Here is a 15813-nt window from a genome sequence, read left to right as displayed (position 1 = left end):
GATCTTAGCTGGCCGGCAGCGGCGGCAATTTCGATCTACGACCGCGCCATTTCCAATCACGCGCCCAAGCCCACTTCTTGCCACTCTTGGTGCGCCAGTCATCGAGCAAGGCGTAAATCGTCGGCAAGAACAATAGGCTCACAAGTGTAGAGAATGCCAAGCCCCCCGCAATGGCGCGTGCCATCGGGAAGTAAGGCGGACCTTCACCGCCGATTTGCGTGTTGGACACCGCAATCGGAATCATCGCCAGGATGGCCGTACCCATCGTCATCAGAATCGGGCGCAATCGTTCACGGCTACCTTCAACCAATGCGTCGGTGCGACTCAGACCGCGACGTCGCAAATTGTTGATGTGCTCGATCATCACGATGCCGTTGTTCACCACCACACCCATGAGCACCAAGATGCCGATAAACGCCATGATGTTGAACGTGGTGCCGGTCAACCAGAACAACCAGAACACGCCGAAGATCGAGAACACCACACCACTCATGATGGCGGCTGGGAACAAGAGTGATTCGAACACCGCAGCCATCACCACATAAATCATGACCAGCGCGATCAGCAGATTGAAGCCCATCTGCGCCATGGCTTCCTTTTCACCGATGTTGAGACCGAAACCCTTCTCTGAGTAGCTGTAACCCGGCGGGAAGCTATAGTCCTTCAGCACCTTGATCATCGCCTTCTTCGCCTCGTCTTGATTCGAGCCTGGCGAGACATTGGCAGTCAGTTGCAGAGACGTCTGGCGATCCAAACGCTGGATTTGTGTCGCCGAAGGAGACACGCCCACATCCACCATCGCCATCAACGGAATCTGACGTCCGTCTGAACCCGTCACCATGAAGGAGCGTAGCTGCTCGAGTGTGGACTCTTCTGCGCCTTCAAATCGCACGTTGACCGGAATTTGCTCCGCCCCGCGATTGAACTCACGCAATGACGAGCCACGTAAGGCGATACCGATGTAGCGCGCGACATCTTGCGTACTGAAACCGTAGTTGGCAGCGCGCTCACGATTGACGGTAATGCCCACTTCGCTGTTGCGGTCGCCCGTATCAATGCGTACGTCGCGCAGTTCCTTTTGTGCGGACAAGAGCGGAATCACTTCCTTGGAAATATCTTCCAATCGTTGCGTCGAATCGCCCACCAATCGGATCCGCACATCTTGGCCCATGCCGCCCTGCCCGCCATCTTGTTGACCGATACCGATCTTGGCGCGCGCTGACTTCGGCATTTCCTTGCGGATTTGCTCTTGAATTTCGCTGGTGACTTTGGCGTCTTTGGCATCAATCTTCAGCGTTGTTCGGCCCCAGCCTTGCTCGCTGTAACGCGACGACACTTCAGTGATTTTGAAACGCTTCCGATTCTTGTTGATGAAGTCTTCAACGCGCTTCACCTCTTCGCCCATTTGATCCTTCGAGTACGAACCGTTCCAGCTATAGAACATTTCGATCTCTGCCGGATCATCGGCATCGAACATGCTTTTCTTCGTCATCATCATCGGCACGACACTGATCAAGGTGACGAGCAGAATGGCCATGATGCTCTTGCCGCGATGTTCCAAGGTCCAGCGCAGCAATTTCGCGTAGCGCGTCTGCAAGCGGCCAATCATGCCGGACTTGGAATTAACTGCTGGCGGCGTCTTCATCCGCGCCGACAACATCGGAATCAAACTGACGGCCACCAACCAAGACGCCAGCAAAGACACCGAGATCGTGATGGCGATTTGAGACATCTGAATGGTGATCATGTTGCGTGGGCCGAACAAATTCGGCACAAACACGATGCAGTGACACAGGGTACCGGCGGTGAGCGCGATGGCCACGTGTCGTGTACCGATGACAGAGGCGTACATCGGATTGTCCGGGTAGCGCTCACGCTCTTGGTAAATGCTTTCCACCACAACCACGGCATTGTCGACGAGCATCCCGATGGCGAGCAGCAAGCCCATCATCGTCAAAATGTTCAAGGTGACGTTGGCAAAGTACATAAAGCCCAAAGTCATGATGAAACAGATCGGAATCGCCAGCGTCACCATCAAGGTCGATGGCCAATGGCGTAGGAAGAAGTACAACACCAAGATCGACAACACGAGACCGATTGCACCCGCCTCTGCCAAGGCCATCAACGAGCTGATGACGCCTTCGCCTTGGTCGTCGGTGATATCGACTGTAATGCCCTTAATTTCCGGCGAGGCTTCGATCAGCTTGACCGCTTCGCGTACGCGCTTACTGATGTCCACGATGTTCGCGGCGCGCTCTTTGTAGATATCGATGGCCACCATGGGCTTGCCGTCGATTGTGCGCGAATAGTTCATACGCTGGTCGCGCATTCTGACGTCGGCAATATCGCCCAGGCGCGTGCCATTTGCGGCTATCACCATGTTGCTCAACATCTCTACGCTCTTGAGCTCGCCAATCGGTTGCACGCGATAGCGCATGCCGCCGTTGTCGATCTGACCTGCAGACACCGAGAAGTTCGCAGACGACAGCTTGTTCACCAAGTCGTTCAAGGCCAAGCCTGCAGCCGATAGACGATCCGGCTGGACGGCGACCTCGACTTCTTGGTTCGGCACACCTTCGACTTCGATTTTGGCCACACCCGGCAGGCGTTCCAGCGGACGTTTGAACTCGCGCTCAATCATTTCGCTCTGCGTGCGCAAATCTGAGTCACTGGTGAGCTGCAGCGTGACCACAGGTTCATCCGTGGCCGACCAGCGGAAAACGAAATAGCGTTGGAAATCGTCCGGCAACTGGTCGCGAATCGCATCCAATCGCTCGCGTGCTTCAGACGCGGCGATGGAAACGTCTTTGCTCCAATCGCGGAACAACACCATCACCGAGCCGTTGTCCGCCTGTGACCTCGATTGCAGTGCTTGCACACCACTCAAGGTTGCCAAGGCTTCTTCCGCCGGCCGCACGACATTGCGCTCCACTTCCTCAGGCGTCGAGCCGGCATACGGCAATTGCACGAAGACAAAGGGGAACGACATATCGGGCATCATTTCCAGCGGCAAACGCACCGCGGCAATCAGCCCGACCACGACCATCGAAATAAACAGCATGATCGTGGTGACAGGCCGCTTGATGCTGAATTCGGACAAGCTCATGGCGATTACCCGTGTTCTGCCGCGTTGGCTTCGCCGGCCGCAATCACCGCGCGTGCGCGGTCACCCCGTTCCTTGTAGAAGCTGTCCGGTTTGCGATCCAACAAGTCGTAAATCACCGGCACCACGATCAAGGTCAGCAAAGTCGAAACCAGCAGACCACCCATCACCGTGATGGCCATCGGCGAGCGCACTTCAGCGCCTTCGCCCGTGGCAATCGCGAGCGGCAAGAAGCCGAACAACGTACATAGCGTGGTCATCATGATCGGGCGCAAGCGCGAACGTGCGCCTTCAACCAAGGCATCACGCTTGGCCACACCTTCTTCGCGCAACTGATTGACCTTGTCGATCAGGATGATGGCGTTCTTCACCACCAAGCCCACCAACAAGATCAAGCCGATGAATACCACGACCGAAATCGTTGAACGCGTCAAGAAGAGCGCGAGCACCGCACCGACCAACGCCAAAGGAATCGAGAACAAGATGACAAACGGATGCAATAGCGATTCGAACTGCGACGCCATCACCAAGTACACCAAGAACACGGCCAGGCCAAACGCGAAGAGCAAGGAACGCAAGGACTCACCCAACTCTTCACCTTGACCGCCAATATGCAGCTCTGTTTCCGGATCCAGCGGATTCTTGGCAACGATGTCATTCACTTCGCGCACAGCGGCTTGAAGATCGATGTCTTGCAAGTTTGCGGAAATGATCGCGACGCGACGTTGATCCACACGATGGATTTCTGAAGGACCCGTGGTTTCCACAATATCCGCCACCGAAGCCAAAGTGACAGGCGCGCCACTTCCTGGATTCACGACAAGATTGCGAATCGCTTCAACCGAATTGCGATCTTCAGGACGCGAACGGACCAGCACGTCGATCTTACGATCACGGAAGCTGTAACGCGTCGCGACATTCCCCGCCACCTTGTTGACCACGATGTCGGCGATTTGACGTGTGGTGAGACCCAAGGCTGCAGCACGTGCTTGGTCAAAGTGAATTTGGATTTCAGGGAAGCCCTGCTCAACCGTTGATTTCACGTCGGTGTAATGCGGATTGTTGCGAAGGAGTGCGGCTAGTTTTTGACCTGCGACTTTCAAGGTGTCGAGGTTGTCACCTTCAATTTCAATTTCGAGCGGCGGCGAGAACGAGAACAGTTCGGGACGCGCGAAGTCGACCTGCGCATTCGGATGCAGCTTCATCGATTCACGCAGCTTCGCGGTGGTATCAGCTTCGACCTTTTCATTGCCACCGTTCGCCATCACCACAGACAGCTTGCCGATGTTTTCGCCGCTTTCAGTGGGGTTTGCATCCAAACGCGTGCCCGTACCACTGACAGCAAACAAAGTTGAAATACCGGGTTCCTCGTCGTGCTTGTTCTGCAGGTCGCGGACCAAGGCATCGGTTGTTGCGAGCGGCGTCCCGGGCGGGAGTTTCACCGTCATTTCGAAACGATCTTGCGCCAATTGCGGCATCAAGTTCGCGCCGAGGAATGGCAGGATCCCCATCGACAGCACAAACATCGCGGCGGCAACGGTCAGCACCAATGCCGGCTTACCCATGGCCTTTGGCAACATGTCGAGGTACATGCGCTCTGCACGGTTGTATGGCGCCATGACCACATCACTGGCTTTGCGCATGACGGGGCCGACGACGCGTGACACGCCATTCCAAACGCGCATCACCACCCACGCGAAACCGTAACCAATGGCGCCGAAGCCCGTACCAATACCGCGGTTCGCTGTCGCGATCGGCTTTTGCCATTTCTTTTCCGGTTGCCACTGTGCGTGCGGCGGCTCTTCCGGATACGACTCGACGTCTTTGGCCTTCAACGCAGACAGCATTGGCACCAAGGTCATGGAGACTGCCAAGGAAATGGCCACTGCCAGCGCAACGGTCAATGCCTGATCGCGGAAGAGTTGGCCTGCGATGCCTTGCACAAAGACCAGCGGCAAGAACACAGCGATTGTGGTCAGCGTCGATGCAACGACCGCCATGCCCACTTCTCGCGTGCCGGTCACGGCCGCTTGCAGAATGCCCAAGCCCCGTTCACGCGCCTTTGCGATCGATTCGAGCACCACAATGGAGTCATCGACGACCAAGCCGGTTGCAAGCGCCAAACCACCCAGCGACATAACGTTGAGTGAAAGCCCCAACTGACTCATGAAGAAGAAGGTCGTGACGATTGACGTCGGCAACGCCAACGAGATGACGAACGTGCTCCAGCCGTCGCGCAAGAACAAGAAGATGACCAGAATGGCCAACAGACCACCAATCACGGCGTCCAACTTCACGTCACTGATGGCATGTCGAATGAACACGGCTTGATCTTCGACCGTGACAAGTTCAACTTCTGGCGGCAGCTGACTGCGAACGCTCTTCAAGCGCTCCAACAAGCCATCTGCCGTTGCAACGGTATTTGCATCACCTTCTTTGTAAATCGCGAGCTCGATTGCTTCGCGGCCATCCAATCGAATGATCGACTCGCGTTCTTTCCAAGACTGCGTGACCGTTGCAATGTCGCCCAAATGAATCGGCACGGTCGATCCGACACCGCCCGACGTATCCAAACCGGAAGCTGCCGCAACCGCTTCAGCAGAGCCCGACGCCGCTGCAATGCGCGCCATGCGTGCTGCCGCAGCCGCAGAGGAACTGTTGCCTGCGGATTGCACGGTCAACAACATGTTGCGAATCGCGTCGACGTCTTGGAACTGATTGACCGTACGAACGAGGTAGCGTTGCGCACCTTGTTCCAATCGACCGCCGGACACGTTGACGTTTTCCGCCTTGAGGCGATTGATCACCGTATCAATGGACAAGCCGTACTGCGCGAGCTTGCGCTGGTCGATATCGACTTGGATTTCATCTTCAAGTCCGCCGCCCACTTTGACAGCGGCCACGCCTGCGACGGTTTCCAGTTTCTTTTTCAAATCGTCGTCAGCAAAGCGACGCAGACCGACGAGCTGAGTGTCGATACCATCGGCGCCCGGCTTTGAGACCTTCGGCGCGAGCGCAAGACGCATGATCGGCTGGGTTGATGGATTGAAACGCAGCATGACCGGACGCTTTGCATCCAATGGCAACTGCAATGCTTCCATTTTGTCGCGGACGTCCAGGCCCGCTTGATCCATATTGGTGCCCCACGCAAATTGAAGCACCACGTCGCTTTGACCCGTACGCGATACGGATTCAAGCTTGCGAACATTTTTGACGACACCCAGCGCTTCTTCCGCGGGCTGAGAAATCAGCGTCTCGATTTCCGCTGGCGCAGCACCGGTGTATTCCGTGCGAACTGTCAGCGTCGGATAGCTGAGATCAGGCAGGAGGTTCACTTTCAAGTCCCGCAGCGCAATCATGCCGAACAGGAACAAGGTGACCCATAACATCGCGATCGTGACGCGACGACGAGTTGCGAACTCGATTAAGCCCGACTTCAGGGCCTCAGTCCGCGTGGCGATAGCATCAGAGGTGCTCATGATTACGGCGTCTTGCCGGCAGCCGCAGCAGGTGCTGAAGCGGGCGCGACAACTTTGCCGCCGTTGATCACCTGGACCTTGACGCCATCACGCAGCGCCGCCTTACCTGCGGTGACGACCGGGTCATTGAGCTTCAGGCCCGAGACCACTTCAATCCATTCGCCATCGGCATACCCTGTCTTGATGCTGACGCGTGCCGCTTTGTCACCGCGAACGGTAAAGACGGCAGTTTCGCCTTCATCTTCCAACAAGGCTGAGCGCGGAATCGCGAGCGCGTCCGCCTTTTGGTCGAACACGATGTTGATGCGTCCGAACATACCCGGCTGTAAGACACCCGAATCGTTGAAGGCCGCGACGACACGGAACGTGCCACTGCCAGAATCAACCACGGGTGAAACACGCGCCACGGTGCCATTGAAGACCTGACCCGGCACCGCATCCAAACTCAATTGCACCGGCAGACCTGCGCGAATGACGTCGACGTTACGCTCAGGCACATTCAACGTGGCTTCCAAGCGATTTGTATCGACGATGCGGAAGATCGGATTACTGATTTGAACGAGGTTGCCCGTCTTGATTGAACGCGACGCGACAACGCCCGAAATCGGCGCCACAACACGCGTGTAGCTCAAGTCGAGCTTGGCCATATTCAACGCGGCGCGCGCATTTTGAAGATCGAAGCGGAGTTGATCGACGTCGTTTGCACTGACCATCTTTTGCGTCGCAAGTTGTTGCGCGCGCTCAAAGCTGCGAGACAGCTTCATGACTTGCGCAGACGACTGCTGCACACGCAATTTTTGCTGCGCATCTTCAAGTTGCACCAGCAACTGACCTGCACTCACGCGCTGGCCTTCTTCCACCAAGACACGTTGCGCAATGCCGGAGGTCTTGGCGACCACTTGCGCCTCATTGCGCGCCTCTAGTGCCGCCGTGCCACTGAAGCTGGCCGACATGGGACGCGGAGAGACACGCGCCACTTCGACAGACACGATGGTTTCTTGCGGCTTGCCATCTTTGCCCATGCCCGGACCGCCTGCGGCACCTTCTGGCCCACCCTTTTTACAGCCAACGATGCCAGCTGATACGCCGATAGCGAGTGCCAACGGCAAGATCGCCCACCGGGTTTTTGTGAAGGTACCGAGAGATTTTTCGACGCGCATAGAGATGTGCCTAGGAATATTGAATCGAGGTGTATGGGCAAGATATAACACCTTGCCTTCATTCCATCGTGCCAGAGGTCATATCTGCCACAGGTCATGGGTCTGCGGGACTTGAATGCGAGGTCGAGCTATACTTGCCCACTGAATACCCACGGGCGTCCGCGCCCCGCGCAAGAGAATTCATCATGCGAAAGCTTTGCTTTGCCATCTGTCTGACACTCGCCATCCCAACCATGGCGCAAGCCGCCGACGTCAACCTTCAGCGCGGTAAGGAAATCTCCTATACCTGCCACGGTTGCCACGGCATCACCGGCTATAAGAATGCGTATCCGAGCTACCACATTCCGCGTATCGCCGGTCAGACGGATCAGTACTTGCTGAATGCGCTGAAGGATTACAAGGCAGGCAAACGCAAGCACGCCACCATGCAGGCACAGGCCGCCAGCTTCAGCGATGAAGACTTGGCGAACCTTGCCGCCTACCTGTCCAGCATTAAGACGAAGTGAGCCGCCCAATGACAGCAAACCGTATTCAACTCGCCTGCTTCATTGCATTCGCATCGCTGGGCCTCGCCGCTTGCGGCAACAGCGGTAACAAAGACGCCACCGCGGAATCGCACGCCGAACAAGCCAAGAGTGCTGAAGAAAAAGCGCACGAAGCTGCGGCTGAGAACATTTCTTCGCGTTCGCTGGCGAACTTGCCGTCACCGGACATTGCCGCCGGCAAAGAAATCGCAGAAACCAAGTGCGTCAGCTGCCACGGCCCGGGCGGCGCCAAGCCGATCGACGCCGCGACCCCGAATTTGGCAGGTCAGTACGGCGATTACCTCGCGCACACGCTGATCATGTATCGCGACGGTGAGCGCGACCACGCGATCATGAGCTTGCAAACGAAGGAACTGAGCGATCAACAGATTTCTGATCTGGCCGCTTACTTCTCGTCGCAACCGGGTCACCTAGGCGACCTTGCTGGCAAGCATTGATTTGCATCGATACAAAAAAAGCCCGCGAAAGCGGGCTTTTTTATTGGGTGATATCAAGGCGTGGGTACGGGCTTGGCCTTCTCGTCCGCATTTGGCGGTCCTAAAACACTTTGATCTTCAAACAACTCAGGTTTGAACGGAATATCCGGCGGCGGTCGCGCGCTCGCAGGATTGTCTTTGGGCCCATTTTTGCCCGAGCCCGGCACACAGCCGCCCCCTAGTTGAAGGAGGGAGATCTGGCAGTTCAACACCAGGTTGGTGCCTGGAATCGGAATGGAAATCGCCTTGATGCCTTTGCGCACCCATTCCTCAAGCAAGGTGCCCGGTGGAATCCAATACTTACTGAAGACCGTGTCTTGCACAACGATGCCCGGGCGTTTTAGCCAAGAGCCTTCTTTATAGGGATCGGGTGGTTTGGCTTTGAATTGGTCTGGCAAACGGACACTGCCGTCTGCGTTAAAGATGCTGGCCGTGTTGCCACCCGTGGCACCCCCGGCTTTACCGTTTCCTCGTTCGCCGCCTTTTGCCGTGCCCGCAACGTTCTTTTTCGCGGCGCCCCAGTCATCACCCTTCAAAGGTGTTGGGACACTGCCCTGCTTGGGCAAGTTTGCAGCACCCGCGCCCTTGGCATTCTCTGCCACACCTTGTTTATTACCAACCGCCGTGGCGGGTGCCGCGTTGACCGAAGCGTTTTGTTTGCCTTGCGTCGTACTGGCTGTTGTGCTGCTCGCGGTGTCTGATTGTCCGGCGCTCGTACCTGTCGACGGCGCGGGATTGGGCAATGACTTCAGCTCACCGCTGAGATCAGAGGCCTGCAGGCTTCTAGGCGTTTGCGTGACGGGCGCGATGCGCGCATTCGGCATTGAAACGCGCGGTGCCTCGGGCTCCGCCGGCATTGGCACAGAGGCGACTTCCGGTAAAGCTTCTGCCTTCAGTTCCGCCGCCCTTTGCGCAGGCAGTGGCATCGGCTTCAAATCAGGGACGCGATAGCTCGTTTCATTGGGCGTAGGTCGACTTGCATCAATTTGCTGCGTCTGCTCTGGTTGCTCCACATGCTGGATGGGCTGCGTCACAGACGTGCTGGTTGGCACCGTCGCTTGCGCCAAAGGCACGCTCGTCGCTTCAATAGTTTCTTGCATCAAAGCTTCGGTTTGCGCTTCGGACTTTGCGTCACTTTCTGCTGCATTCACGGCTGACTTGGTCGCTTGCGATTGCGCAGACGCCACTTGAAGATCGCCGGCCTGTTCTGGCGCACCGCCGCCTTCTTCTTCAGGCGCCCCTGCCCCCATGATTTGAACGCGAATGCTCTCGCTCAAATCCGGACGAGGCGGCATCAAGAATCGGACGTACATCAACCACAACAACATCGCGAAGAAAAACAGATTCGTCAGGACACTGATGAAACCCGCTGAAATTCGTAACTTGCGGTCTTCAGGGCCCGGCGGAAGCCACTCTTGATTGAACAAGCGCCTAAACGCTTGCCAGCGCGTGAGCTCTGGCAGTCTGCGCGCGGCGGCCTTGGGCGCTCGAGCGGCAAACACATCACTGAGACCTGCAGGTTTGAAGTGTGGCTGAGGCGCGCTCGCGGGACGCGCATCCAAAATCGCGTGGACGCGCGTTAAATCTGCTGCCTGTGTTTCAGGCCGAATTGATTTCAGCTTACGTCTTGAATGTTTGAGGGCTTCAGCCAAACCTTCAGGCGTAAACATGCAGGGCGCTGTGCTCAGTGACCCGTGCGCGGCATATAAGGCGCCGCGCCTGTATCATGGTCAGTGGCATCACGCACCGCGGTGACTTCGGGTACGCGCTCCTTCAACGTTTTCTCGATGCCTTGCTTCAGCGTGACATCGGCCATGCCGCAGCCGTGGCAACCACCACCGAAACGCAAATAGACCACGCCGTCTGCATCAACCGACTCGAGCGTCGCACTACCGCGGTGACTGGCCAACATGGGATTGATTTCATGCGTCATGACATGACGAACACGTTCAATCACTGACGCGCCTTCACCGGGTACTTCACCCTTAATTTTCGGTGCGCGGATTTGCAACTGTCCGCCCATGCCTTGTGTCAGATAGTCGATGCGTGCGCCGTCGAGTGCGGTCGCCGAGGCGCCATCCACCCACAACGTGAAGCCATGACAATCAATCGCCCATTCTTGGCCGTCCAGATCACCCGGACCTGCAAACACGAGCGACACATCGGCTTTCGGCGTGCCTGCATTCACTGCAGCCAGGCGAACGCCGATGTCCGGCATGCTTTCTTTTTCCAACAATCGACGGAAGTGGGCTTGTGCGGATTCGGTGATTTCGATCATGAAAGGTATTCTAACGACACGGGGCCAGATCGAGACTTCATCTGAATCTGCGCCCGAATGGGTTTTAACTCGCATACAGAGAGACACGGCATGATCGACTTAGTTCCCCTCCTGCAAGCCCACTGCGTCGCCAAGAAGGGGGCGGAACACCGCTTGGGCGACGTCGATATCCGCAATTTGATGACGCAGCTTGAAAATTGGTCAGTCATTGAAAACGGTCACGCAATCGAACGCACGTTCACCTTCCCTGACTATTACAAGACGATGGCATTCGTGAACGCCTTGGCGCATATCGCCCATCGTGAAGACCATCATCCTGATTTAGGTGTGCATTACGACCGATGTGTGGTGCGTTATTCCACCCATGATGTGGGCGGTCTGTCTGAGAACGACTTTATTTGCGCGGCAAAGGCCGACGCACTGACGCGCTAATCAAGCCATTTTGTCTAGGACGCTGCGCAAGTCTCCGGCGAGCGGCGCGTCCAATAGGTACTCATCGCGGCCTTCATTTAAGAAGAAGCGCATCGAGGCTGCGTGCAAAAACAGACGCTTGAGGCCGTACTTGGTCTTCAAGCGCTTGTTGACGGACTCGTCGCCGTATTTGTCGTCACCCGCAACGGCGTGACCAATGTGCTGGGCATGGACGCGAATTTGGTGCGTGCGGCCGGTATCAATCCGAACCTCACAGAAAGAATGCCCGTCCAGCCGTTGCAGCACTTTGAAGTGACTGATGGATATCTTGCCCATCGCGTTCACTTGCACATGACGCTCGCCACCTTGGCGCAAACCAACGTGCAAAGGGGCGTCGACATCCATCGTGCCGTCCGGCATGCGGCCGATCAGAAGGGCCATGTACTTTTTCTCGATACCGGCGCCGTGGTCTTCACGCAGGAGGGCTTGAAGCTCGCGGAGGGCTGAACGCTTCTTGGCGAAGATCAGCAAGCCCGAGGTGTCTCGGTCCAGACGGTGGACGAGCTCGAGGTTGTCGTTCGGGCGAAGGCTGCGCATGGCCTCGATCGCGCCGTGACGGATGCCGCTGCCGCCGTGGCTTGCCAATCCGGATGGCTTGTTGATCGCCAGGAGACGGTTGTCTTCAAACACGATGGCTGCGGCCAGCGCCTTGAGCAGCCCTTGGGCCACATCAGGCTTTTCTGCGTTCTCATCTGGGACTGAGATGGGCGGAATCCGCACGACCTCGCCCGCCAGCAGCTTGCGCTCAGGCTTAACGCGACCACCGTTCACCCGCACTTGGCCGGAACGCAGCAACTTGTAAATCAATGACTTGGGCACACCTTTGAGCTGGCCCAAGAGGAAGTTGTCCAGCCTTTGGCCGTCCCGATCCTCCGGAACCGTCACCATACGCACGCCGCGCGGCGCTGACAAAGCTGAATCTGACATGGGCTTTCTGTTACACTCCGGATACGAAACTTTATGGCTGTTTTTCGCCACAGTTGCGGCCGAAAGCCCACTGTACGAAGTTCCGCTCAGTAACGGAACCACCACCCTAGGGGTGGACATGTTAACCGGACTGGCGGCGCCAGCGAGTTTAGTCGGGCCATGTCGGCCTGTAGTTGAACCCATTCGTGCCGTGCGTGCGCTCTGCGCTACGTCGGCTTCATCAAAACAAGGATAAGCGCTCCCGCGGCATGCCGTGGTGTTGTAGCGCTGAACGACTCGAAATACGCGCTTGCGCAGAGATTTCGTTGTTCAGAGGCAGGAACGCCCGGCGTTGGCGCGCATGGTAGCGCGAGGAACGCACAATGAAACGCATGCTCATCAATGCGACACAGGCAGAAGAACTGCGTGTCGCAATTGTCGATGGCCAAAATCTGTACGACATCGACATCGAACAACCGTCCAAAGAACAAAAAAAATCAAACATCTATAAGGGCAAAATCACCCGCATCGAACCGTCGCTTGAAGCGGCTTTCGTTGAATACGGTGCAGCCCGCCATGGCTTCTTGCCACTCAAAGAAATCTCCAAGAGCTTCTTCGTTGAAGGTGTCGACCACCGCAGCGGCAACATTCGTGAGTTGCTGAAAGAAGGCCAGGAAATTGTTGTTCAAGTCGATAAAGAAGAACGCGGCAACAAGGGCGCTGCCCTGACCACGTTTATCTCGTTGGCTGGCCGCTACATGGTCCTCATGCCCAATTCGCCGAGCGCCGGTGGCGTGTCGCGTCGCATTGAGGGTGACGACCGTGCCGAGCTTAAGAAGGCGATGGATGCCCTGACGATCCCCGATGGCATGGGCGTCATCATTCGTACTGCGGGCGTTGGCCGCGATGCTGAAGAACTGCAGTGGGATCTCGACTACCTGTTGTCGGTGTGGCGTGCCATCACCGAGGCCTCGCTGTCGAAGCCCTCGCCGTTCTTGATCTACCAAGAATCACGTCTGATTATTCGTGCCCTGCGAGACTACATGCGCCCAGACATTGGCGAAGTGTTGGTCGATACGCCGGAAATGTACGAAGAGGCTCGCGAGTTCGTCGAACAAGTGATGCCGCATAACCTGCGCAAGCTGAAGCACTACACGGACGACACACCGCTCTTCAACCGCTTCCAAATCGAATCGCAGATTGAAAATGCGTACGAGCGCGAAGTGCGCCTGCCTTCCGGCGGCGCGTTGGTCATTGATCAAACTGAAGCCCTGACGGCAGTCGACGTGAACTCTGCACGTGCGACGCGTGGTGGCGATATTGAAGAAACCGCTTTCCAAACCAATTTGGAAGCCGCCGAAGAAGTGGCACGCCAGTTGCGTCTGCGTGACCTTGGCGGTTTGGTGGTTATCGATTTCATTGATATGGATTCGACCAAGCACCAACGCGAAGTCGAAAGCCGTCTGCAGAATGCCTTGCGTTCAGACCGTGCGCGCGTACAGCTGGGCCGCATTTCAAAGTTCGGCTTGATGGAAATGAGCCGCCAGCGCTTGCGTCCGTCCTTGGGTGAAAACAGCCAAATCGTGTGCCCGCGTTGCGAAGGCCACGGCCGTATGCGCAGCATCGAATCGTTGTCGCTGTCGATCATCCGCGTCGCTGAAGAACACGCAATGAAAGACAACACCGGACAAGTGCTGGTGCAGGCACCGGTCGACATCGCTAACTTCTTATTGAATGAGAAGCGCAATGCGATGGCGGAAATCGAGCGTCGTCATGGCGCACCGATTGTGATCGTTGCTGATGAGCAAATGCATACGCCGCACTACGAAGTGACGCGTCTGCGCGAAAACGAAATGGGCGAAGAGTCCAACCGCCCGAGCTACCAACGTGGTACGCCGCGTAAGTTGCCGACTTACGCACTCACCAAGAAGAACTTGAACATGCCGGACGCACCGGCGGTTAAGGCTGTGCGCCCGGATCAACCTGCACCGTTGCGCGAACCGCAACAAGTGGTTCAAGAAGTGTCGAAGGCTGCTGCCAAGCCGCGCAAAGGCTTGCTCGGCCGCATTATTGATGCATTGAAGGGTGAAGAAGCGGCACCGGTTGCCACGCCGAAATCGAACGGTTCAAACGAATCACGTGGCCACAATCGCGGCGGAAATAACAACAACCGTAATCGCAATAACCGCAACGACCGCAATGACCGCGGCGGTGATCGTCAGAAACCTGCGCGTGATGAAAACGCGCAAGGCAACCGTTCCAACGAGCAACGCCAAAAGCAAGAGCAACGTGCGCAACAACCGAAGCCTGCTCAAAGCGAGAAGGCGCCGGTGCAAAAGTCGCATGCAGTGACGAACGCACAAGACGACGCCGCACCGAACGCAGAGACCGCAAACGCAGAAGGCCGCAATAGCCGTCGCCGCAACCGCAATCGTCGTGGCCGCGGTGGCCAGGATGAAGCAGCCGCAGCGAATGTTGCGAACGAGGTTGTTGAAACCACTGCAGTTGAAGTGGATAGCCCTGCTGTTGTCGAGGCATCGCCCGCACCTGCGAACGATGCAGCCATCAGCACCGAAGTGGCCGCCGAGATTTCGGCACAAACCGATGTGACGACGGACGAAGTGGTTGCAGATGGTGACAAACCGAAGCGTCGTCGCGGACGTCGCGGTGGACGTCGTCGCCGTCGTGGTGGCGAAGGCGCTGCGAACGAAGGCGCTGAAGGTGGTCTCGATGATGGCGATGACATCGTTGCAGATAGCGGCAGCCAGCCCGAGTTCGAATTCGACGACATCGAGGCACCTGCCAACCCAGTCGTTGCCGAAGTGAAGCATGTCGAAACTCCGGCCCCGACCGCACCGAGTCTGAGCGTGGAAGCTGCGCCCACTACGGTTAGCACAGACATTGATGCCACGGTAGCGACCGAAACTGTCCATCCCGTAAGCAATGCAGAAGCCGTTGCGCCGCAACACGCAGTCATGGACATGCCGACTGAAGCAGAAGTGCCAGCTGCTGCGGCTGCGCAACACGCACCTACGGTTGCGCCGATTGAAACTGTCGAAATCGTGGCCAAAGCGCCCGCAGAGATTGCCGTCGAAGCGCTGGCTGAAGTCGAAGCGGTTCAAGCCGTTGAAGCACCCGCCGCTGAGGTTGCTAAGGAAAGTGGCATGGGTCTGAATCAAACGCGCATTCCGGAACCGTTGCCGGCGTTGTCGTTGTCTCAGGCGATTGCTGTGTCCCTCGCGGACCCATCCAACAGCATCTTCCGCAATTCGACGGCACCTGCGCCGAAGATTGAAAGCCCGGATGACACATCCGAAGCCTAATCAGCTACGGGCTTGAACAAAGAAAAGGCGCAATCATTTGATTGCGCCTTTTCAGTTTCCACTCCCCGGAAT

10 protein-coding genes are annotated in these 15813 nt (G+C 56.9%); 4 read left to right on the top strand and 6 right to left on the bottom strand.

Going from position 1 to position 15813, the window contains the following annotated elements:
- Nucleotides 1–4: 4 nt before the first annotated feature.
- The 3 genes from G7069_RS07600 to G7069_RS07590 are packed head-to-tail and all read right to left on the bottom strand — an operon-like array spanning nt 5 to nt 7742.
- Nucleotides 5–3106 carry an efflux RND transporter permease subunit gene (locus G7069_RS07600; RefSeq protein ID WP_166295959.1) on the bottom strand — a complete coding sequence of 1034 codons (3102 nt, stop codon included), beginning with the start codon at nt 3104–3106 and terminating at the stop codon, nt 5–7.
- Between the two features lie 5 nt (nt 3107–3111).
- Nucleotides 3112–6582, bottom strand: a complete 3471-nt coding sequence (locus G7069_RS07595; protein ID WP_166295957.1) for an efflux RND transporter permease subunit — start codon at nt 6580–6582, stop codon at nt 3112–3114.
- Between the two features lie 2 nt (nt 6583–6584).
- Nucleotides 6585–7742: an efflux RND transporter periplasmic adaptor subunit gene (locus tag G7069_RS07590; RefSeq protein ID WP_240912511.1), complete on the bottom strand. Its 1158-nt coding sequence runs from the start codon at nt 7740–7742 to the stop codon at nt 6585–6587.
- Between the two features lie 233 nt (nt 7743–7975).
- Here G7069_RS07590 and G7069_RS07585 point away from each other — a divergent pair, with 233 nt between their 5' ends.
- Entirely contained in the window at nt 7976–8248 is a 273-nt protein-coding gene (locus G7069_RS07585) for a c-type cytochrome (RefSeq protein ID WP_240912668.1), read from the top strand.
- A gap of 8 nt (nt 8249–8256) precedes the next feature.
- The gene (locus G7069_RS07580) at nt 8257–8724 is read left to right on the top strand and encodes a cytochrome c (protein ID WP_166295951.1); all 468 of its coding nucleotides are present in this window, start codon (nt 8257–8259) and stop codon (nt 8722–8724) included.
- A gap of 53 nt (nt 8725–8777) precedes the next feature.
- Here the strand turns inward: G7069_RS07580 and G7069_RS07575 are convergent, their stop codons facing one another.
- Complete coding sequence (locus G7069_RS07575) at nt 8778–10433, bottom strand: hypothetical protein (RefSeq protein ID WP_166295948.1); 1656 nt, start codon at nt 10431–10433, stop codon at nt 8778–8780.
- A 14-nt stretch (nt 10434–10447) separates the two neighbouring features.
- Nucleotides 10448–11041 carry an NfuA family Fe-S biogenesis protein gene (locus tag G7069_RS07570; RefSeq protein ID WP_166295945.1) on the bottom strand — a complete coding sequence of 198 codons (594 nt, stop codon included), beginning with the start codon at nt 11039–11041 and terminating at the stop codon, nt 10448–10450.
- Between the two features lie 90 nt (nt 11042–11131).
- Between G7069_RS07570 and G7069_RS07565 the strand changes: the two genes are divergently transcribed.
- Entirely contained in the window at nt 11132–11473 is a 342-nt protein-coding gene (locus G7069_RS07565; RefSeq protein WP_166295942.1) for a 4a-hydroxytetrahydrobiopterin dehydratase, read from the top strand.
- Here the strand turns inward: G7069_RS07565 and G7069_RS07560 are convergent, their stop codons facing one another.
- Nucleotides 11474–12439: an RluA family pseudouridine synthase gene (locus G7069_RS07560; protein ID WP_205758702.1), complete on the bottom strand. Its 966-nt coding sequence runs from the start codon at nt 12437–12439 to the stop codon at nt 11474–11476.
- 362 nt (nt 12440–12801) lie between these two features.
- On the opposite strand from G7069_RS07560, the gene rne reads away from it, so the two are divergent.
- Nucleotides 12802–15741, top strand: a complete 2940-nt coding sequence (gene rne, locus G7069_RS07555; protein WP_166295936.1) for a ribonuclease E — start codon at nt 12802–12804, stop codon at nt 15739–15741.
- The last annotated feature ends 72 nt before the right edge of the window (nt 15742–15813 follow it).

The sequence above is a fragment of the Lysobacter sp. HDW10 genome, from assembly GCF_011300685.1.
In the GTDB taxonomy this organism is placed as follows: Bacteria; Pseudomonadota; Gammaproteobacteria; order Xanthomonadales; family Xanthomonadaceae; genus Solilutibacter.
The sequence above is the reverse complement of the archived record's forward strand: the minus strand, read 5'-3'. Positions and strand labels throughout refer to the sequence as shown.